This is a genomic window from Bacteroides sp. MSK.20.82 (assembly GCF_019052485.1).
GTDB lineage: Bacteria > Bacteroidota > Bacteroidia > Bacteroidales > Bacteroidaceae > Bacteroides > Bacteroides thetaiotaomicron.
The window spans coordinates 1-20545 of the sequence record NZ_JAHQUN010000045.1; the positions used below are offsets into that span (position 1 = coordinate 1).

Annotated in this window: 17 protein-coding genes; 7 read left to right on the forward strand and 10 right to left on the reverse strand. The window is 45.3% G+C overall.

Annotation, left to right across the window (positions count from 1 at the left end; translation table 11 throughout):
- Window positions 1-131: DUF4248 domain-containing protein (locus tag KTR07_RS22770; protein WP_217315515.1), on the forward strand; the 131-nt coding region annotated here is incomplete at its 5' end.
- 219 nt (window positions 132-350) lie between these two features.
- On the opposite strand, the gene KTR07_RS22775 is transcribed toward KTR07_RS22770, so the two are convergent.
- A complete protein-coding gene (locus KTR07_RS22775; protein WP_008767833.1) occupies window positions 351-2189 on the reverse strand; it encodes a DUF3987 domain-containing protein in 1839 nt (612 codons plus the stop codon).
- Between the two features lie 66 nt (window positions 2190-2255).
- Window positions 2256-2882, reverse strand: a complete 627-nt coding sequence (locus tag KTR07_RS22780) for a BT4734/BF3469 family protein (RefSeq protein WP_008767834.1) — start codon at window positions 2880-2882, stop codon at window positions 2256-2258.
- A 153-nt stretch (window positions 2883-3035) separates the two neighbouring features.
- On the opposite strand from KTR07_RS22780, the gene KTR07_RS22785 reads away from it, so the two are divergent.
- The 5 genes from KTR07_RS22785 (at window position 3036) to KTR07_RS22805 (ending at window position 8541) form a co-directional block, all read left to right on the forward strand.
- Window positions 3036-3185, forward strand: coding sequence for a hypothetical protein (locus KTR07_RS22785; RefSeq protein WP_008767835.1), 150 nt, complete (start codon window positions 3036-3038; stop codon window positions 3183-3185).
- A gap of 164 nt (window positions 3186-3349) precedes the next feature.
- Window positions 3350-4912 (forward strand): ATP-binding protein, encoded by a 1563-nt coding sequence (locus KTR07_RS22790; protein WP_008767836.1) that lies wholly within the window; start codon window positions 3350-3352, stop codon window positions 4910-4912.
- Window positions 4913-5187: 275 nt separating this feature from the next.
- Window positions 5188-5448 (forward strand): OadG family protein, encoded by a 261-nt coding sequence (locus KTR07_RS22795; RefSeq protein ID WP_008767837.1) that lies wholly within the window; start codon window positions 5188-5190, stop codon window positions 5446-5448.
- A gap of 28 nt (window positions 5449-5476) precedes the next feature.
- Window positions 5477-7306 (forward strand): biotin/lipoyl-containing protein, encoded by a 1830-nt coding sequence (locus KTR07_RS22800; protein ID WP_008767838.1) that lies wholly within the window; start codon window positions 5477-5479, stop codon window positions 7304-7306.
- A complete protein-coding gene (locus KTR07_RS22805) occupies window positions 7306-8541 on the forward strand; it encodes a sodium ion-translocating decarboxylase subunit beta (protein ID WP_008763355.1) in 1236 nt (411 codons plus the stop codon). The genes KTR07_RS22800 and KTR07_RS22805 overlap by 1 nt, the downstream gene beginning before the upstream one ends.
- 115 nt (window positions 8542-8656) lie before the next feature.
- Here the strand turns inward: KTR07_RS22805 and KTR07_RS22810 are convergent, their stop codons facing one another.
- From KTR07_RS22810 to KTR07_RS22825, 4 genes are all read right to left on the reverse strand, one after another.
- Window positions 8657-9928: a TolC family protein gene (locus tag KTR07_RS22810; protein WP_032813712.1), complete on the reverse strand. Its 1272-nt coding sequence runs from the start codon at window positions 9926-9928 to the stop codon at window positions 8657-8659.
- Between the two features lie 51 nt (window positions 9929-9979).
- Window positions 9980-13018, reverse strand: coding sequence for an efflux RND transporter permease subunit (locus KTR07_RS22815; protein WP_008763357.1), 3039 nt, complete (start codon window positions 13016-13018; stop codon window positions 9980-9982).
- The gene (locus tag KTR07_RS22820; protein WP_008767840.1) at window positions 13015-14067 is read right to left on the reverse strand and encodes an efflux RND transporter periplasmic adaptor subunit; all 1053 of its coding nucleotides are present in this window, start codon (window positions 14065-14067) and stop codon (window positions 13015-13017) included. Before KTR07_RS22820 ends, KTR07_RS22815 begins: the two co-directional genes overlap by 4 nt.
- A gap of 645 nt (window positions 14068-14712) precedes the next feature.
- The gene (locus tag KTR07_RS22825) at window positions 14713-14967 is read right to left on the reverse strand and encodes a type B 50S ribosomal protein L31 (RefSeq protein ID WP_005678397.1); all 255 of its coding nucleotides are present in this window, start codon (window positions 14965-14967) and stop codon (window positions 14713-14715) included.
- A gap of 400 nt (window positions 14968-15367) precedes the next feature.
- On the opposite strand from KTR07_RS22825, the gene KTR07_RS22830 reads away from it, so the two are divergent.
- On the forward strand, window positions 15368-16372 hold the full coding sequence (locus KTR07_RS22830) for a class II fructose-bisphosphate aldolase (protein WP_008763359.1): 1005 nt from the start codon (window positions 15368-15370) through the stop codon (window positions 16370-16372).
- A gap of 79 nt (window positions 16373-16451) precedes the next feature.
- On the opposite strand, the gene KTR07_RS22835 is transcribed toward KTR07_RS22830, so the two are convergent.
- The 4 genes from KTR07_RS22835 to KTR07_RS22850 form a co-directional block, all read right to left on the reverse strand.
- On the reverse strand, window positions 16452-17786 hold the full coding sequence (locus tag KTR07_RS22835) for a tetratricopeptide repeat protein (protein WP_008767841.1): 1335 nt from the start codon (window positions 17784-17786) through the stop codon (window positions 16452-16454).
- Window positions 17787-17999: 213 nt separating this feature from the next.
- The gene (locus KTR07_RS22840) at window positions 18000-19160 is read right to left on the reverse strand and encodes a sodium ion-translocating decarboxylase subunit beta (RefSeq protein WP_011107939.1); all 1161 of its coding nucleotides are present in this window, start codon (window positions 19158-19160) and stop codon (window positions 18000-18002) included.
- 1 nt (window position 19161) lies between these two features.
- Window positions 19162-19596, reverse strand: coding sequence for a biotin/lipoyl-containing protein (locus tag KTR07_RS22845; protein ID WP_048695632.1), 435 nt, complete (start codon window positions 19594-19596; stop codon window positions 19162-19164).
- Window positions 19597-19620: 24 nt separating this feature from the next.
- Window positions 19621-20541 carry an OadG family transporter subunit gene (locus KTR07_RS22850; RefSeq protein WP_008767844.1) on the reverse strand — a complete coding sequence of 307 codons (921 nt, stop codon included), beginning with the start codon at window positions 20539-20541 and terminating at the stop codon, window positions 19621-19623.
- Between the last annotated feature and the right edge of the window lie 4 nt (window positions 20542-20545).

The following is a 20545-nucleotide window of genomic DNA, read 5'->3' on the forward strand; positions in this document are numbered from 1 at the left end:
AAATGAATAAATGGATTGTCCGCTGTCCCGGTCTTCAGGAACGCCTGTCCGATTTAGGTTATCAGCCGCAGCACCGTTCTTACACTCCGCTGGAGGTAAGGGTGATTGTGGATGCATTGGGAGAACCATGAGCAGGTAATAAGTATTAGGTAACAGGTAATAAGTGTTGTAGACTGCGAGGGGCGTTTTGTATTAGCTAAAGCTAAGCTTTAGAGGCCATAAAGCACCGCTTTAGAAGTCGTAAAGCATAGCTTTAGCCAATACAAAACGCTATACTCTGATTTTCATAAAGAAACGATAAAAGACGATGTTATCAACAGGTACAGTAGGTACACTTTTCCGGCCCTTCCCTAACACACGCACACGCGTGCGTGCGCGTAAGTACCTTTACCGTCAAGATTGACAATCAGTCCCTGTTTTACCAGTCGTTTCAGCCAGGTGAGGGCAGTGTTGGGCTTGATTCCCATAGTCGTAGCCTGCTCCAACAACTGTGCACGGGTAAATTGGATACCCAGTGCCTCAAAGAATGCGTCACGGTCGGCATTGGCCCTATGGCTGACTTCTGAAGGAGGAAGGAAAGACAAGATATGCGTGGCATGCTGATAGAGTGGTTTCACAAGGTTCAACACAGCCTTAAAATCTTCGGGAGTGATCGTCATATCCCAACGGGTAATGATACCGTCTTTGATATTATCAGTGGCGATTTCCTTGTCCGGTGTAAGCAGGGGATGAGAAGATGCCTGGTATTGATACGGCTGAGGATTTTCAAAAGCACGAAGCATGGCCACTACTGACATGATACGGCAGATGTTGACAGCCATTCGGGCGATGGAACTGTTCATTTCTCTGCCATTGGCAATCGTTGACCGGGTGAACAGTTCGGAAAAGAGATCATTGAACTCCTGTTTCTGTTCATCTGTGAGCCGGAGTGTGTGGAGACCATGTTCCTTGAGTAAGTTCAAGAGCTTTTTCCATTCCAGACCAATGGAGGTGAAGATGGCTTCCAAGTCCGTTTCGTTCTCGTCAAACTGATTGATCCATTGATAGATGCCGTGCATATAATAGAACAGCTGGCGTGAAAAAAGTCCGTTCTCTACTGAAGGAATGAGTGGTTTCACCTGTGCGGGTGTCCCCGAAAGCAGGAGAGAGAGGTAACTTTTCTTGTTTTCCCGGTACTCCTGATTGGTACGTCGGTTGTATGCTAACCAGTCATGGTCGAATGCTCTGCGAAGCGTCTCACTCCAGTGACCGTATTCCGAACCGATGGCGGTAGAGATCGTATCCGCCTCGGTTTCGCAGATGAGGCCTGTTCCGTTGTTATCCATAATATTTTGAAGGATACCGGTACCGGTATTGTTGCCGGAGATGAGGAACATTCTGTTTAAAGGTATTTCGGGGATTTCCGCTTTGGCACGCTCTTTGCCCATCATTTCGTAGGCGACTTTTGCCTTTTTGTAGACATTCATCTCTTTTTCAACTTGTTGGCGGATATCATCGTGGATAGGCATAACGAGCAGGCGGATGAGTGATAGTACTCCCTTGCCCGAGGCTGCCGGAGCTACAATGAAGGATTGCATGCAGGGCGATTGGTATTTGCCGGCATAATGACATCTCACGTATCGTTCCATGGTGGCACCCAGGGCAGTCAATGCTCCGAGCAAGAGTACGTCTTTTTGAGTGGCGGTAGTGCCATAACTTATGATACGTAGCAGTAGCTTCGGCCAGTCTTCTAAGGTGAAAGTAGGTAATGGGTGATGCGGGTCGCTGCCTTCCAGCAGTTCTTCTGATTCACTCTTTTCTTCTTCTACTTTATTATATACGTGCGCGTGTGTGGAAAAATTGTGCGGTGAACTTTCTGTACCTACTGTACCCGTCCGGTTGTTCATAACTTCCTTCCGGTCTTCCCTGCAGATTTTTACTCCTGTCGATTCAGCGAGGTGAAATGCCGTTCCGAGATGTATTGCTCCCTGCTGTTTCGTGAGTGCATTGGAAAACATTCGTTCGGCATGGGCGGATTGATACTTGGCGGAAATCCGGCACAGGCGATGAAAAAACTCCCGTCCTGCTTCACCACAGTCCGTTGCGATGGCGAATGCTAATTGTACGTACTCGGCGTAAGTGGGTGCAATGTCGGCACCTGCTGTTTCGACTGCTTCGGTGAGGAGGCGTAAAGATTCAATATCGGTCATTTTTTGATAATTGACAATTGACAAATGATAATTGACAATTGAAGTTTGATCATTCGTGATTATAATTTAATATTCTCTGAATAGTGCTTGTGGGTCATGGCTGAGGAAGCAGGCTCTTACGATGTCTTTGCCGGAGGTGTCTACGGCTTTTTGAACTGTTTCGATGGAGTTGTTCATTTCTGATCCGTAGGTCATTTCTACGTATTCCATTGCCCAGCTCATACTCTCTCTTACATTACGGCTCTGATCGTCTGTGTACAGGTTGCTGTAAGGTACGAATGTTTTCACACCCCGGTTGCTGGGACTGATAAATGCGAGTACAGGGTGGAGAAAAGGATCGTCGAACAGTGTACGACGCATTTCTACGGCTTTCTGATAGGAGTCGAGGTTATCTATATCTACCACTACGAGTCCGGAAGGAGATGCGAAGAATTTACTGTTCCGGCGGATGAATGTGCCGCACGGAGTCACGTATGGCAGCAAGGATGTTTTCGCCATTCGTATATCTTCGGCGCTGCGCACCTGTTCGGTCAGTGCTTTGAGATTTTCATTGCAGGTGATCATCTGATATACTTGCTCTACTGAGACTTCGCAGAAGGGAGTGAGAGTGGCGGGTGTAACGGTTTGTCCTTGTTCGTTCCTGATGGGAGCAATCGGGGGCATGAAATAAGACATTCTGAAAAAGTTTTGCATAGAATACTTCTATTAGGACGTTTAATAAATGACTTTGACTTTCAAAGCATGGTGCGAAAGTAAGACAAATAAAATAAGTCGAGTTCAGATATGTCTGAAGTAGTGTGAAAATGTTTAATATATAAGACGTGTTTTTAACTAATAATAAGAAAAATGGAAAATAAAATCGTGCATCCTAAACTCGGTGAGTTTATTGAAAAGGTGCTTAAAGTAGCACATGTGAATCTTTCAAAAATGTGTCAAGAGATACATATGGGACCTGCTACTTACCAAAAGGTAAAAAAGGGGAAGAAAAAGCTCTGATTCATTATGAGCGTATTCTTGAATATTATTATAGGACTCGCACCGAAGAAGAGTTTTTGGAGAAAGTGAATGAGTGGGCAAAACTTTATATTCGATATAAGAAGGAGAAGAATGACATTTGAATATTGGAATTTTTTAGTAGCTTTGTGAAAAAGAAAGTTGTTATGGAAGATTTGCAGAGATTATATCCTATAGGGATACAGACATTTTCTAAGATTCGTGAGGGAAATTTCCTCTATGTAGATAAGACAGAATACGTTTACCGGATGACGCATTCTGCTTCCAGTTATATGTTCCTGAGCCGTCCGCGTCGTTTTGGTAAATCATTGTTAACCTCTACGTTGCATAGCTATTTCTCCGGTCGTGAAGAACTGTTTCGTGGATTGGCGATGGAGAAGCTGGAGAAAGAATGGATACAGTATCCGGTTCTGCACTTCGATATGAGTATGGCCAAGCACGTGGACAAAGATAAACTGATGAATCTTTTAGACTTCATGCTAACAGAACACGAACGTACACTAGGGATTGATGCAGCAGGTACAGACCCTAATTTGCGCCTGACTAATCTGATAAAACGTGCTTATGAACAGACTGGCAGGAAGGTCGTGGTCCTTATTGATGAATATGACGCTCCTTTGCTGGATGTGGTACACGAACGGGAGAACTTGGGGGTATTGCGTGACGTTATGCGTAACTTCTATAGTCCGTTGAAAGCCTGTGATCCTTATTTGCGCTATGTGTTTCTTACAGGTATCACTAAATTCTCACAGCTCAGCATTTTCAGTGAACTCAATAACATCAAAAATATCAGCATGGATGAACCTTATGCTGCCATTTGTGGCATAACGGAGAATGAGATACTTACCCAAATGAAAGAAGATGTGGATAGGATGGCTGTCAAATTGAATATTACTGCGGAGGAAGTACTGGCTAAGTTGAAAGAGAATTATGACGGCTATCATTTCACTTATCCATCGCCCGACATCTATAATCCATTCAGTCTGCTCAATGCTTTTGCAGATGGGAAATTTAATTCTTATTGGTTTGGTAGCGGCACTCCTACCTATCTGATAAAGATGCTGGATAAGTTTGGAGTAGAGCCTTCTGAAATAGGAAATAAATTGGCGGCGGTCGAAGAATTTGATGCTCCCACTGAAACGATGAGTAGCATTACTCCATTGCTGTATCAAAGCGGCTATGTCACTATCAAGGATTACGATAAGGAATTGGAACTATATACGTTGGATATTCCTAATAAAGAGGTGAGGGTGGGATTGATGCGAAGCTTGTTGCCTTATTATGTAACCAATGACACACGTGAGGCGACGAACATGGTGGCTTTTATTTCCCGTGATATCCGGAAAGGTGATATGGACGCGGCATTACGGCGTTTGCAAACCTTTCTGTCTACTATACCTCAATGCGATCATACAAAGTACGAAGGTCATTACCAGCAGGTATTCTATATCATATTCAGCTTGCTGGGATACTATGTGGATGTCGAAGTACGTACTTCCCGTGGTCGTGTGGATGTAGTGTTGCGTACTGAGGCCACATTATATGTGATGGAATTGAAACTGGATAAGAATGCGACAGTTGCTATGGAACAGATAAATTTAAAGAATTATCCGGAACGCTTTGCTCTATGTGGACTGCCAGTGGTGAAGGTGGCTGTTAATTTTGATAGTGAAAGTGGCACACTGGGGGATTGGATGATTGAAAAATAGAGATTGATAAGTGAATATAAAAAGTGTAAGGACGAAGGCCATTTTCTTTAATTATCAGATTAATAACATTTTAATAACTCCCTAAAATAAAAAGAGCCCCGCAAGGGGCTTTTCCTTTGTCTTTTTAATAGACATGCAAAGAATAATGTGTTTTTTCTTATTGTAACCTTACGATTTATACTTTTTTATTCCTCTCTTAATTAATTTTATCACAAATATTTGGTATTTTCGGACGCTTTTTGGACAAACGACTTGAATTACTAATAGTTTATTATATGGAAAATATCGAAACAGCGATCCTGCTGATGGTGGTCGGCATGGCTACCGTATTTGTTATTCTGCTGATTGTGATTTATTTAGGTAAGTTACTGATTACTCTTGTCAACAAGTATGCTCCCGAAGAAGTGATTCCTGCGAAGAAGGAAGCGCTACAAGGTCCTGCGCCTATTCCGGGTAATATAATGGCGGCTATCACAGCAGCTGTGAATGTGGTGACATTAGGAAAAGGAAAGATTACAAAAGTAGAAAAGTTATAAACCTATCAAAAGTATATCATAGAAAAACATGAAAAGAGAAGTTAAGTTTAGTCTGGTTTTCCGAGATATGTGGCAATCTGCCGGAAAATATGTACCTCGTGTAGACCAACTCGTAAAGGTAGCTCCTGCCATCATTGAAATGGGCTGTTTCGCCCGTGTAGAAACAAATGGCGGAGGTTTTGAACAAGTGAATTTATTGTTTGGTGAAAACCCGAATAGAGCCGTGCGCGAATGGACGAAGCCGTTCCACGAAGCCGGCATACAGACACACATGCTCGACCGTGCATTGAACGGACTCCGTATGAGCCCCGTTCCGGCAGACGTCCGCAAGTTGTTCTACAAAGTAAAGAAAGCACAAGGCACAGATATCACCCGTACATTCTGCGGATTGAACGACGTACGCAATATCGCTCCTTCCATCACGTATGCCAAAGAGGCAGGCATGATCTCACAGTGTTCACTCTGTATCACCCATTCGCCGATCCACACGGTAGAGTACTACACCAATATGGCGTTAGAACTTATCAAGCTGGGGGCGGACGAGATTTGCATCAAAGACATGGCAGGTATCGGTCGCCCCGTTTCATTGGGCAAGATCGTGGCCAATATCAAAGCGGCACATCCTGAAATTCCTATTCAGTATCATAGTCATGCCGGTCCCGGTTTCAACATGGCAAGCATCCTCGAAGTATGCGAAGCCGGTTGCGACTACATTGACGTAGGTATGGAACCGCTTTCATGGGGTACGGGACACGCCGATCTTCTCAGCGTACAGGCTATGCTGAAAGATGCCGGATATCAGGTACCGGAAATCAATATGGAAGCCTACATGAAAGTGCGTGCGCTGATTCAGGAATTTATGGATGACTTCCTCGGCTTGTATATCAGCCCGAAGAACCGTCTGATGAACTCGCTGCTGATCGGTCCGGGACTTCCTGGCGGTATGATGGGTAGTCTGATGGCTGACCTCGAATCGAATCTGGAATCTATCAACAAGTATAAAGCCAAACATAACCTGCCGTTTATGACACAGGATCAGCTGCTGATCAAGCTATTCAACGAAGTGGCGTATGTATGGCCCCGCGTCGGTTATCCTCCATTGGTAACTCCGTTCAGCCAGTACGTGAAGAACCTTGCCATGATGAATGTGATGGCAATGGAGAAAGGCAAGGAACGCTGGGGAATGATTGCCGACGATATCTGGGATATGCTGCTAGGTAAAGCAGGACGCCTGCCGGGTACACTGGCTCCCGAAATCATCGAGAAAGCCGAACGTGAAGGACGTAAATTCTTCGAAGGTAATCCGCAGGACAATTACCCCGACTCACTCGACAAGTATCGCAAGCTGATGAAGGAAAACAAATGGGAAGTGGGAGAGGACGACGAAGAACTCTTCGAATATGCCATGCATCCGGCTCAGTATGAGGCTTACAAGAGTGGAAAAGCGAAGGAAGACTTCCTGGCAGACGTGGCAAAACGTCGTGCAGAGAAAGATAAATCGCCGGAAGAAGATGCAAAACCAAAAACACTGACTGTACAGGTGGACGGACAGGCTTATCGTGTGACGGTAGCATACGGAGATGCCGAACTGCTTGCTGCACCTGTAGCTGCAGCTCCGGCAGGAGAGGGCAAAGATGTTCTTTCTCCGCTGGAAGGTAAATTCTTCCTGGTGAAGAATGCGCAGGAATCTGCCTTGAAAGTTGGCGATGCGGTGAAAGAGGGCGATGTGCTTTGTTATGTGGAAGCAATGAAGACTTACAACGCTATCCGTGCCGAATTTAGCGGTACGATAACTGCTATCTGCGCTAATCCGGGAGACACTGTTTCAGAAGATGATGTATTAATGAAGATAGGATAATGAACGAGATATTTGAGAACTTATATGACATGACTGCGTTCAGCAATATCATTGCCGAACCGCAGTTTCTGATAATGTATGCCATCGCGTTCGTCCTGCTTTATCTGGGTATCAAGAAACAGTACGAACCGTTGCTGCTTGTTCCGATTGCTTTCGGTGTGTTGCTTGCCAACTTCCCCGGAGGAGATATGGGAGTGATACAGGCAGACGAGAATGGTATGGTGATGATAAACGGTGTGATGAAGAATATCTGGGAAATGCCTTTGCATGACATTGCGCATGAACTGGGAATTATGAACTTCATCTATTATATGCTGATCAAGACCGGTTTCCTGCCTCCGATCATCTTTATGGGGGTCGGTGCGTTGACGGACTTCGGACCGATGTTGCGTAATCTGCATCTTTCCATCTTTGGAGCTGCTGCACAGTTAGGTATCTTTACTGTTCTGTTGGTAGCCATCCTGATGGGATTCACTCCGCAAGAAGCTGCTTCACTGGGTATTATCGGTGGTGCGGACGGACCGACAGCCATCTTTACAACGATCAAGCTGGCTCCGCATTTGCTGGGTCCGATCGCTATTGCCGCTTATTCTTATATGGCACTGGTGCCTGTGATCATTCCGTTGGTAGTGAAGCTGTTCTGTACTAAGAAAGAACTGAGCATCAACATGAAGGAACAGGAAAAGAAATATCCTTCGAAGACGGAAATCAAGAATCTGCGTGTACTGAAGATTATTTTCCCGATTGTAGTGACTACGATTGTAGCTCTCTTCGTCCCAAGTGCAGTACCTTTGATCGGTATGCTGATGTTCGGTAATCTGGTGAAAGAAATCGGAAGCAATACTTTCCGTCTGTTCGACGCTGCTTCCAACAGTATCATGAATGCTGCTACTATCTTCCTCGGACTTTCGGTAGGTGCAACCATGACGGCTGAAGCCTTCTTGAACTGGACGACAATCGGTATTGTCATCGGTGGTTTCCTTGCATTTGCTCTTTCTATTACCGGTGGTATCTTCTTTGTGAAGTTAGTGAATCTATTCTCCAAGAAGAAGATTAATCCGCTGATCGGAGCGACCGGACTGAGCGCTGTTCCGATGGCAAGCCGTGTGGCGAATGAGATTGCGTTGAAATACGATCCGAAGAATCATGTATTGCAGTATTGTATGGCAAGTAACATCTCAGGGGTAATCGGCTCGGCAGTAGCTGCGGGTGTACTGATCTCCTTCCTTGCATAATAAAAAGAACAACCAATAAAAATTAGGCACGGATTACGCGGATAAACACGGTTTTTAGTTACTCAACTCTTAAAACCGTGAAATCCGTGTCATCCGTGCCTAATTTTGTTTTTATCTATTCGCTGGTCACCTTCTTGTATTCAGCCACAGCCATCTTCTCTGCCAGATAAGCATTGATCAGATTGGTGTGTGCTTGCGTCCATGACAACTGGGCGGAAAGTACATCTACCATGCTCGCTTTTCCTTCATTGTAGGAGAAAGTGGCCAGATCCAGATTCTCATTTGCCAGACTCATGTTTTCTTTCGCTGTTTTCACCTGAGATTCTGTTTCCGTCAGTTTGGTGAGAGCTGCCGACAGTTCTTCGTTGATATTGTCCGTCATATAACTCTGTTGCAACTTTTGTATTCCGATATATGCCTTCTGCTGTCGGTTCGTCTTGAAACGGGCTCCCCAGCGGAAAATGGGAATATTCAGATTGACTCCTACGATGGGATTAAAAGATACGTCGTATCCCAAGTTGGGTGTGGCCGTTGCCCAGCCACCGCTGAAATACATGTTTAATTGGGGATTGAACTGGCTGAGAGCCGCTTTACGTTGTGCCTGGCTCTTCATGATGTTTACTTCCGTACTGGCATAATCGGCACGTCGTTGCAAAACATCTTCCAGAGGCAGTATCCGGACAGGAGCGGAGATCATTCCGATGTTGTACAGGCTGTCTACAGGAGTATTCGGTGCTTCTCCCATCAGAATATTCAGCTGTTGCAGCGCTAATGTATAATTCTGGCGGGCTTTGATATACTGCAGTTCCGCTTCTTTCAGCCGGGTGGAAATCATCAGAAGATCTGTACGGCTGATCATTCCGTCATCGAAACGGTCCTGAATAATGTCATATTGCTGTTTGACAATGCTCTGGTATTTGTCGGCTGCTTGTAGCATGGCTTTTGAAGCGGAGGCATTCCAGTAGACAGCATCACTTTGATAGTGAATCTGGTCTAACGTGAGTTCCTCGTTCAGCTGGTTCAGCTTTTCGTCTGCCTTCGCTATCTGATGTTGGGCATTGAGCGCACCGCCTGTGTAGAGTGGCTGTGATACGACAAATACTCCCTGGTAGGTATGGTTGCGGTATTCGCCCACCGGTTCGTTCCATGCGCTAAGGTCGCTCATGTTCAGGGTACCGTCTGCATTTACGTCGATTTTCGGCAGGAAACCTGTATGGGCTATCTTTCGCGCCTCCGAACTGGCCAATGTCTTTAGTTTTTGTTGTTTCAATATCTGGCTGTAAGCCTCCACTTTTTCGCGGTAGGCGTCCTGACTCAGGCAGGGCTGTTGCGCCCAGGCTGTGGAGCCAAGGAGCAACAGTGAAAATAGTATGAGTTGGGTTTTCATTTCTTTCATGGATAATCTTTTAATGGATAATGGATAGTTGATAATGGATAATTATTGTTCTCCTTTGATCCGGTGGATGGCGCAATAGGCTACAGGAAGGACGAATAGTGTCAATGCCGAGGCTACTAACAGTCCGCCCATGATGGTGGCGGCCATTCCGCCGAACATGGCGTCGAACAGTAGCGGTAACATACCCAGAATCGTTGTTCCGGAGGCCATCGCTACCGGAATGATGCGACTGGTCGTGGCACTGATGACTGCGTCCAGCGGTTTTTTGCCTGCTGCTGTTTCCAAATCGATTTGGTCTACCAGTACGATAGCGTTCTTGATGTTCATACCAATCAGACCTAGCAGACCCAATATGGAGAAGAAGTCGAACGACTTGCCGAGTACGAGCAGTCCCAGCACGATACCGATGAAGATCAGCGGCAGCATTAACAGGATGACGGTCGGCTTGCGATACGTCTTGAACAAGAAGAGCAGCGTCACAAACATCAGGAAGAATGTCAGCGGTAAGTTTTTGGCCAGCGCTTCATTCGATTCCACCTGACTTTCCTGTTCGCCGAAATACTTCATGGTATATCCTTCCGGTATTTTTATCTCTTGCTGTACTTGCGACCATACCTGGTTGAAAGCGGAAATCGCATTGGTTCCGCGACGCGGGTCGCATTGTGCCATCATCACCATCTGCCGGTTATAGTCTTTCACGTTCGAGAACCGGTACTGGAAGTCAAATTCAGATACTACCTGTTCCAGGCTGGTCGTCTCGTTGCCTGTCCCGAATACGGGCAGTGTGCGCAGATCATTGATCCGGAATGAATCCAGCTGGTTATTTTTCAATAGGATAGGAAGTACCTGATCTCCCTGCCGGTATTCTCCCAAAGTCATTCCTGTGGTACCGATCTGAATGCTCTGTGCCATTCCCTGTCGGGATACACCCAGCGGTTGTGCCCGTTCCGGGCTGTAAACCGGTTTCCAGACGGGTATCTTGTTTCCCCACGAATTGCGGATATTAATTAAATCCGGATTCTGGTGCATAATGGCTATTGCCTGATTGGTAAGTGATACAAGCGTATCCACATTCGGACCGATAAAGCCGATTTCGATAGCCGCATCCACTGCGGGGGACAGTTTGAACAAGCTGGTCCGTGTGATTGCACTCGGATAATTGGCTTTCATATATCCGTCAAAATCTTCTTCGTATTCTTTCGTATATTTACTGTCTGTCAGTTCGACGAGTACATTGGCAAAATTCGGTTTCGGACCTACGGAAGTGGAGGCAAGGTAATACCTTAGCGGGGTGCTGCCGAATGTGATGGATACCTTTTTTACTTCCGGCTGCTTCGCCAGGTGCTCTTCTACCGATTTCATCTCTTTCACTACGTCATTGATGCTGTATCCGTCCGGATAGAATACATCCGCCCGGAAATAAGGCTTATCGAGCGACGGGAAGAAGTTCTGCGGCATCGTTCCCATAATAATGAGCGAGATGATGAAGAGGATCACCATGGATACCAGTGTCACTGCTTTCTTGCGGATCAATACTCCGAGAACGGAAGCGAACTTATGATAGAACGGCTTGTCGTATGGATCTTTCGTGCTGTCGCCTGTTTTGGCTTTCAGAATGAAATTTCCGAATACGGTAGTCTGCGTCAGGGCAAGTACCCAGCTCAGTCCTAGTGAAATGGCAAGTACCACAAACAGCGGTTTTACGATTTCCGCTACAGCAGAGGGAGCAAGGTAAAGCGGCAGGAAGGAGCAGATGGCAATGAAAGTTGCTCCGAGCAAGCCCCATTGTGGTCCGGTTGCTCCGTCTATCAGGGCTTTCCGTCGGTTTACACCTCGGGCAATGGCTATTTGGGCGTTGTCCGTCACTACGATGGCGTTGTCCACCAGCATACCCATGGCGATGATAAATCCTGCCAGAGACGTTCTGTTGAGTCCGACGCCGAAGAAAGACATGATGAGCAGTGTACCTCCGATAGAGAAAATCAGCGAAGAGCCGATGAGCAGACCGGCACGGAGCCCCATCACCAGCATGATAATGACAATCACGATCAGGATGGATTCGATCAGGTTGATGATAAATCCGTTGTTGGCTTCGTTGGCGATCTCGTTTTCGAGGTAGAGGCTTTGCAGTTCCAGTCCCACAGGCATGAGGGGGAGGAGCTCGTTCAGTTTTACTTTTACGTTCTCACCCGTCTGCACTACATCTCTTTGCGGGTCGGTGGAAACACCGATGCCGATAGCCCGTTTCCCGTTCACATGCATGATGTTGGATGGAGGGTCGAGATAACCTTTCTCGATCACGGCTATGTCGCCCAGTTTCACCTGTCCGGCTTTGGTGGTGATTACCTGGTTGCGGATATCGTCTATGTTGGCATACATTCCGTTGGCTGTCACCCGTAACTGCTGTACGCCTGCACGGATTTCTCCGGTGTTGATAATCTGGTTCTGCGATTGCAGCAGGTTGGCCAGCTGTTTGGGATCGATCCCCATTCCCACCAGTTTGTTGGTAGAAACGAAGATGTTGACTACTTCCGTCTGTACGCCAAACAGCGCTACTTTCATCACGCCGTCTGCTGTGACAACCTGCGTCTTGATCCGTTCCGCCCAGTTGCGCATTTCCTCATAGGTGAAGCCGTCATCTGCCGTCAGTCCATAATAAATGCCGAATACGTCGCCGAAATCATCGGAGACGGTCGGGGTGGAAGCACCGCTGGGCAGCTGCGGTTGAATATTGAGCACTTTGCGTCGCAGTTCGTCCCATTTCTGAGGGATGGAACTGGCGGAAAGTGAAGGTTGCAGTTCGAACGTGATTTTGGAGAGCCCGTACATGGACTCTGATTTTATCTTGTACACGCCGCTCATACTTTGTATCTCACGGGAGATAGGCTCTGTGATCAGCCGTTCTACTTCTGCCGGTTCGGCTCCCGGATAGCGTGTCATGATGACCGCTGATTTGATAACGAAGGGGGCATCTTCTTTCTTACCCAGCTTTCCGAAGGAGGTAATACCTCCAATCAGCAGTACGGCAAGGAAGAAATAGATGATCTTCGTGTTATCCAGTGAATATTTTGCTAAATTCATTTGTCTATTGATTTAATACTTTCTCCTTCTACCAACTGGTATACTCCTGCTATGACGATTTGTTCTCCGGGTTTCAGTCCTTCGGACACGAGTACTTGCGCCTCTCCTGTGGGGGCATTGACGACGATTTTGCGTTTGTGCACTTTGTTGTCCTCTACTACCCAGACATACATGTTGTTTCCGTCACTTTCGCCGAAAACAGCACTGAGCGGGATGATTGTCCAGCTATCCTGCACCAATGGGCCTACATCGGCTGTGAAACGGATGCTGCAAGTGAAGCCGGGCTTCACGGCATATAAGTCCCGGTCGAATGAAGGGTCGTCGATAGTGATGCTGACCGGAATACCCGTTCCTTCGGTGGATATGTCCAGATATTCCTCCAGTCTCGCCTTGAACACATGGCCCTTGAAGGTATCAAACTCTACAAGGAAACGGGGATCTTTGGCACGGAGGAGATAAAGATATGCATCCGGTATGGTGAACTTGATACGCAGGTTCTGTGTGTTGACCAGTTGTACGATCCCTTCTCCTGAATTGACACGCTGGTAGTTCTCCACCAACCGCTTCTCGATAGAACCGTCGAAAGGGGCCGTCAGTTTGGTGTCACGCATGTTGTTGCTGGACAGTTCGTACTCCGATTTTGCTTTCTGATAATTGGAAAGGCTGATTTCATACTCCTGCACGGAGATCGCTTGCCGGGAGAGCAGGCGCTTGTTGCGTTCCACTTGTGCGGAAGCCGTTTCGTAGGCAGACTTGGTGGCAGCATACTGCAATGCGATATCTCTGGGATCGATAGCTGCAATCAGTTGCCCTTTTTTCACTTTCTCTCCTTCGATAACAGGCAGGCTGATGATCTGTCCGCTGACGCGGAATGCCAGTTTGACATACTCCACTGCTTCTACAATGCCGGAGAAGTCTTTTCTGATTACTGACCTTGATTCGACAATAGTTGTCTTAACAGGTCGGGTGGCGGGTGCCGTCATCTCTTTTTTTTGCCCGCAGCCTTGAAATAGGATGGCTGCGAGTGCAATCACATAGATATTTTTCATAAGTCGTTCATTGTTTGGGAAGTAAACAATTTGATACTTGACTATGTTCAGTAGAGACGGGTATATTAGAAATGTGAAATTAGTATCAACATTAAAGGAAAATGATTGTTTATAGATAAAAAATGCCTTTTCTGTTGATTTTATCAGAGATTATTCCCACTTTTGCACCGCACTAGTATTACAGTCGCGGAATGCGATATGAGAATTTAATTCTCGAATTTAAGCTACGAGCATGTGGGAATATGCTCGTGGCTTCCTTAGATATACGGTTCTGTCCCCCGTGTGGAGCGTTAATGCGCCCACTGTATCTCATCCCTCGTGGACTGTAATATGTAGTGCAACGGGTCAGCAGGACCGTCTTTTTTGCCTGCTGAATATTATTATATATAATAGGAAGTATTTCTCCTGAATAGTACTATTTAATAAACCATCATTTTTCAGGAGATCAGACAATATAATGGTATGGTATATTCCCTTAACTATACCATTTTTATATTACCTGGTAATAGTTCCCCTTAGCCAGTTAATATACGGACCGCACTACTCTGTGAAGAATGGTGCGGTCCTTTAGTTTATCTATGAAACGAAAAAGAGGAAATTTCCAACCGGAAATCTCCTCTTTTTTCATCTTAACGAAAGATTGAATTATTTCTTCTTACGGTCACCGTAACGGCTCATGAACTTATCAACGCGACCTGCAGTATCTACCAATGTAGATTTACCTGTATAGAACGGGTGAGAAGTGTTAGAGATTTCAATCTTCAGCAACGGATAAGTTTCACCTTCGAATTCGATGGTTTCTTTAGTTGCTACAGTTGATTTAGACAAAAACATATCACCATTTGACATATCTTTGAATACTACCGGACGGTATGATTCTGGATGAAGGCCTTTTTTCATTTCAGTATCTGTTTTTTTAATTTATATTCTGTTACTATTTTGGTAAGAAATAGTGTAATGGTCATTTTCAGAGCGCAAAGATAGCACATTTCTCCGGAATAGAAAAAACTTTGCTGAAAAAACTTCTGTGAATTATGCTATTTCTATGAATTATATGATTGGCACGAAAAGAATGTCTTGTGCTTTTTATGGTATAATACCTGTTTTGGGATAGAACCTTTCAGCCGTTTATTTGCTAGGTGGACATTACAATCTAATGTCAGACCCGCTTACGGATGAATATTTGCTGATCGATTTAAACCTTTTTCTATTATATTTTTCTTTCCGATGCTCGTTATTCGGTGGATAATGCTTACTTTTGCGTAGAATTTTAATTCACTAACAATAAACTTTAAACAAAATGGTTAATTACAAAGACTTAGGATTGGTAAACACAAGAGACATGTTTGCTAAGGCTATTAAGGGTGGATACGCTATCCCAGCATTCAACTTCAACAATATGGAACAGATGCAGGCTATCATCAAGGCTGCAGTAGAAACAAAATCTCCGGTGATTCTTCAGGTTTCTAAAGGTGCTCGTCAGTATGCTAACGCTACTTTGTTGCGTTACATGGCTCAGGGTGCTGTAGAGTACGCAAAAGAATTAGGTTGCGCACATCCTGAAATCGTTCTTCACCTTGACCACGGAGATACTTTTGAAACTTGCAAATCTTGCATCGATTCAGGTTTCTCTTCAGTTATGATCGACGGTTCTCATCTTCCTTACGAAGAAAACGTTGCTTTGACTAAGAAGGTGGTTGAATACGCTCATCAGTTCGACGTAACAGTTGAAGGTGAACTTGGTGTATTGGCAGGTGTAGAAGATGAAGTTTCTTCTGACCACCACACATACACTGACCCTGAAGAAGTAATCGATTTCGCTACTCGTACAGGTTGTGACTCATTGGCTATCTCTATCGGTACTTCTCACGGTGCTTACAAGTTTACTCCGGAACAGTGCCACATCGATCCGGCTACCGGTCGTATGGTTCCTCCTCCATTGGCTTTCGAAGTATTGGATGCTGTAATGGAAAAACTTCCGGGATTCCCTATCGTACTTCACGGATCATCTTCAGTTCCTGAAGAAGAAGTTGAAACAATCAACAAGTTTGGTGGTGCTCTGAAAGCTGCTATCGGTATTCCTGAAGAAGAATTGCGTAAAGCTGCCAAGTCTGCTGTTTGCAAAATCAACATCGACTCAGACTCTCGTCTGGCTATGACTGCTGCTATCCGTAAGACTTTCGCTGAAAAACCAGCTGAATTCGACCCACGTAAGTATCTTGGTCCGGCTCGTGACAACATGGAAAAACTGTACAAGCACAAAATCCTTAATGTGCTGGGTTCAGACAACAAATTGGCTGAATAATCACAGATTATCCTATTATATAGAAAGGCTGCAATCGTTTGACGGTTGCAGCCTTTTTTACGTAATATCCTTTATCTGCTTATTCCGGTTTCTGAGCGGGCACATTTCCTCCCAAGAAGAAATCTTCTATCTTTTGCTTACTTTGAATGTCTTTCAGCCAGTTGGCTGCAGCATTATAATAATTCTTAGTGCCTAAAACGAGTTCGCCTCGTTCGTTTAGTTTCGCTTCTTCTTCCTTATCTTCTTTCGGGCGTGTTTTTAAGAATGCTTCCAGACAGCGTTCGGTGTTTTTCTTGTCTTTCAGCGAATAGAAATAAATGAAAGCCATATCATAGAGCAGCTTATGATTTTGTTTATCGTATTTCCGGTAGCGTTCTCTGATCGATTCAATCTGCTCTTTAGGCATCTGTGCCATTTTGTAGCAGTCGGTCATGCCAATATAGAGCCGTACCATATTACTGTCTTTGGGAATAGTCAGATCAAGCGCTTTTTCGAGATACTCTACGCCTAACTTCTTCCATGAAGTCTTGGCGCAGGCACGGCCGAGATAATAAAGCAGGTTTACGTTTTCAGGATCATGTTTTCGGGCGGCTTCCAGAAAGTCATGTGCTTCGTAATATTTCTCTTCCGCATAATAGCTGATACCCAGATAATAACAGGTATGAAAAGAACTGTCGCCCTGGCTCACCAGGTATTCATAACGCTGGATAGCGGTAGGATAATCCTTATTCAGACAATATGCCAGTGCATTCTGGCGGTTGACAGCGATGTTGGTGGTGTCAATCTGCCGATATTTCTCCGTGGCTTCAATTGCTTCGTTGAAATAAGAACCGGCTATGTTCAGTGCGGCGAGCTTGGCGGCGGCAAGATAGTCGTCGGGGTATTTCTCCTGTATATTATAGTAGCACCCCGTGGCGGGGAGAAGCTCTCCCATACCTTCGAAACTTTGGGCCTGCAGATGCAAGGCGATGGCGGAACTGTCTTTCTCTGTCATCAGACTACTTTCTCCTAAAGCATCCTGAAACTTCTGTAAAGAGAGCAGTAGTCCGATGTATTGAATACGCACATATTTGTTTTCCGGATTCAGATCAAGTGCCTGTTCATAATATTTCAGTGCCTGTTGGTATTTGGCCAATGAACGGCAGCATTCGGCTGCTTCGATATATGCACGGGTATTGGCAGTGTCATTGGTTATGATTTCCTGATAAGTGGAAAGTGCTTCTGTATTCATCCCAAGTCCCCGTTGTGCTTTACCTTTTTGCAAGAGTAGGGGAATTGTCGGCTTTTCTTTGGCAATGAGAGTGAGAGCTGCCTCGTAATCGTAGTTTGCTATTGCTTCCTGAACATGATTGATGCGCTGCGCCATCACCAGGGTGGTGGTACAAAGGAAGGCGAGGAGAATAATCCGTTTCATAAATATTTATTTTAGTGTGTCGTAACAAAGACGCAAGATGCTAAAAAATATCGTATTTACGAATTATTCGTAGCCTTTTTGGAATAGATTAACGGAATGATAAGAGAAGATAACATAATGATAAGTGCGGATATTGCATCTAAAACAGCAATATCCGCACCTAATATTTTGTCCCGGCATTCCGAATGGAAGCCTGACAGGGGCACCTTGTCCCTACATTAAGAATCCTAACAGGATACCGGCAGCAACAGCTGAACCGATTACACCTGCTACGTTCGGACCCATAGCGTGCATCAGCAAGTAGTTGGTTGGATCATATTCCAGACCGACAACTTGTGAGATACGTGCAGAGTCGGGAACGGCAGATACACCTGCATTACCGATCAACGGATTGATCTTATTGCCCTTCTTGAGGAAGAGGTTGAAGATCTTAACGAAGATCACACCTGATGCGGTAGCAATGATAAATGACAGTGCACCGAGGGCAAAGATCTTGATGGAGTCGAGTGTCAGGAACTCGGAAGCCTGAGTAGAGGCACCTACTGTCAAACCTAACAGGATAGTGATAACGTCAATCAGCGGACCGCTGGCTGTGTTAGCCAGACGACGGGTTACACCACTTTCTTTCAACAGGTTACCGAAGAACAGCATACCCAGCAGAGGCAGACCGGAAGGAACCAGGAAGCAGGTCAGCAACAGACCGATAATCGGGAAAATCACTTTCTCTGTATGAGAAACGGCACGTGGCGGTTTCATACGGATAACGCGTTCGTGTTTGGTGGTGAGCAGACGCATGATAGGCGGCTGTATCACCGGAACTAACGCCATATAGGAGTAGGCGGATACCGCAATGGCTCCCATTAAGTTAGGTGCCAGCTTGGACGAAAGGAAGATAGCCGTCGGACCATCTGCTCCACCGATGATACCGATAGCACCGGCCTGCATCGGGTCAAATCCCATTTCCAATGCGATCATGTATGCACCGAAGATACCAAACTGGGCAGCCGCACCGATCAGCATCAGCTTCGGATTGGAGATTAGCGCCGAGAAGTCTGTCATGGCACCGATACCTAAGAAGATGAGCGGTGGATACCAGCCGGACGTTACTCCCTGATACAATATGTTCAATACAGAACCTTCTTCATATATACCGACTTTTAGTCCGGCGTCCATATTGAAAGGTATATTACCGATCAGAATACCGAATCCGATAGGAATTAACAACATCGGCTCGAACTCTTTGGCTACAGCTAAGTAAATAAAGCCTAAACCGATAATGATCATAGCAATATGTCCACCTGTCGCGTTGGCAAATCCCGTGTAGGTCCAGAAATCGGCAAGGTTATTTCCTAAAAAGTTAATAAAATCTCCCATATTATTCAATAATTACGAGGTCATTACCTTCAAGAACAGAATCTCCCTTGTTGACATTGATGGCAGTCACTTTACCGTCTTTGTCTGCATTGATATTGTTTTCCATCTTCATGGCTTCCAATATAATGATAGTCTGTCCTCTTTTCACTGTATCACCTACATTTACTTTGATGTCAAGGATAACGCCTGGCAGTGGGGACTTAACGCCTGATTTGCCGGTAGAAGGAGCAGCCGGTTTTACTACCGGTGTGGTAGGAGCAGCCGGTGAGTTAGGCATAGGGCGTACTACTGCCGGTTTGGGAGTAGCTTTCGGTTGTTTCTCCATTTCTACTTTGTAATGCGTACCGTTCACTTCTACATGAGCGATATTATCTTCAATATCTCCGATGGTTACTTTGTATGAGTTACCGTTGATTTTATATTTATATTCTTTCATCGTTTTATCTTTTTAGGGAATGATTTACTTTCTGTTAGGATTTTCACGCAAGGTGTAAATCTTCGAACTCCACGGTGAATAACTGCGCTTCACACGAGTGATGGTCAGCACCGTTTCTTCTACGTCGTGTACCTCATCCTGCATTTCGTGTAATGCCATTGAAATAGCAGCATAAACTTCACCCGGAGCCTGTGAAAGCTCTTTCGCTTCGACTTTATCGATGCCTTTAGCCTTCATCGCATTGCGTTTGCTCAGGTTGACAGCAACTTTACCTACCACCTTGAAGGCAATGAAGAGAAGAATCAATCCGCAGAATACTACGCTCATGGCTGAAATAGACATACCGATACCGACTGAGTCATGTTCTTCGAACTTTTCCATCTTGGCATTACTGTCAAGGGTTTTGTTGTTCGTGCTCGGGGTTACGTATTTGTCTTTGCTTCCGCCTTTTACTTCCCAGTCTGCTGCTCCGTCGCTTATGCGTGCATAAGACTGGTTGGGACCTAAAGTTCCTGCTGGTATGACAACTTGATCAAGTAGCTTTCTGCCTGAATCAAAAAGACCGACCCAATTGGCTGTTTCGGGATTCAGTTTGAAGCTGGTATGGAAGGTACCACGATTAGGTTCGCCGTCTGCCCAAAATAACGCATGTTGGCGTGGCTTTACTAATGTAAGTATGTCACCTTTCGGGATAAAATAAGTTACTGTATCGCCCGGCTGGCTGCTTACTTTCAATAAACAAGCTGCTAAGTCTGCGCTACCGTATGATTTGTTGAATATTTCAATCCATGCACTGTGCAAGCCGTAGTCATCCTGAAAGTTGTTTTGATTGTCTATCAGGACTTCATTCAGCAATAGCTTATTGTTCGACTTTTGCTCTCCGCAGGAAGTCAATCCAATCAGCAACAGCAGAGAAAGGAATATTCCGATTTTGGTTTTGTTCATAATC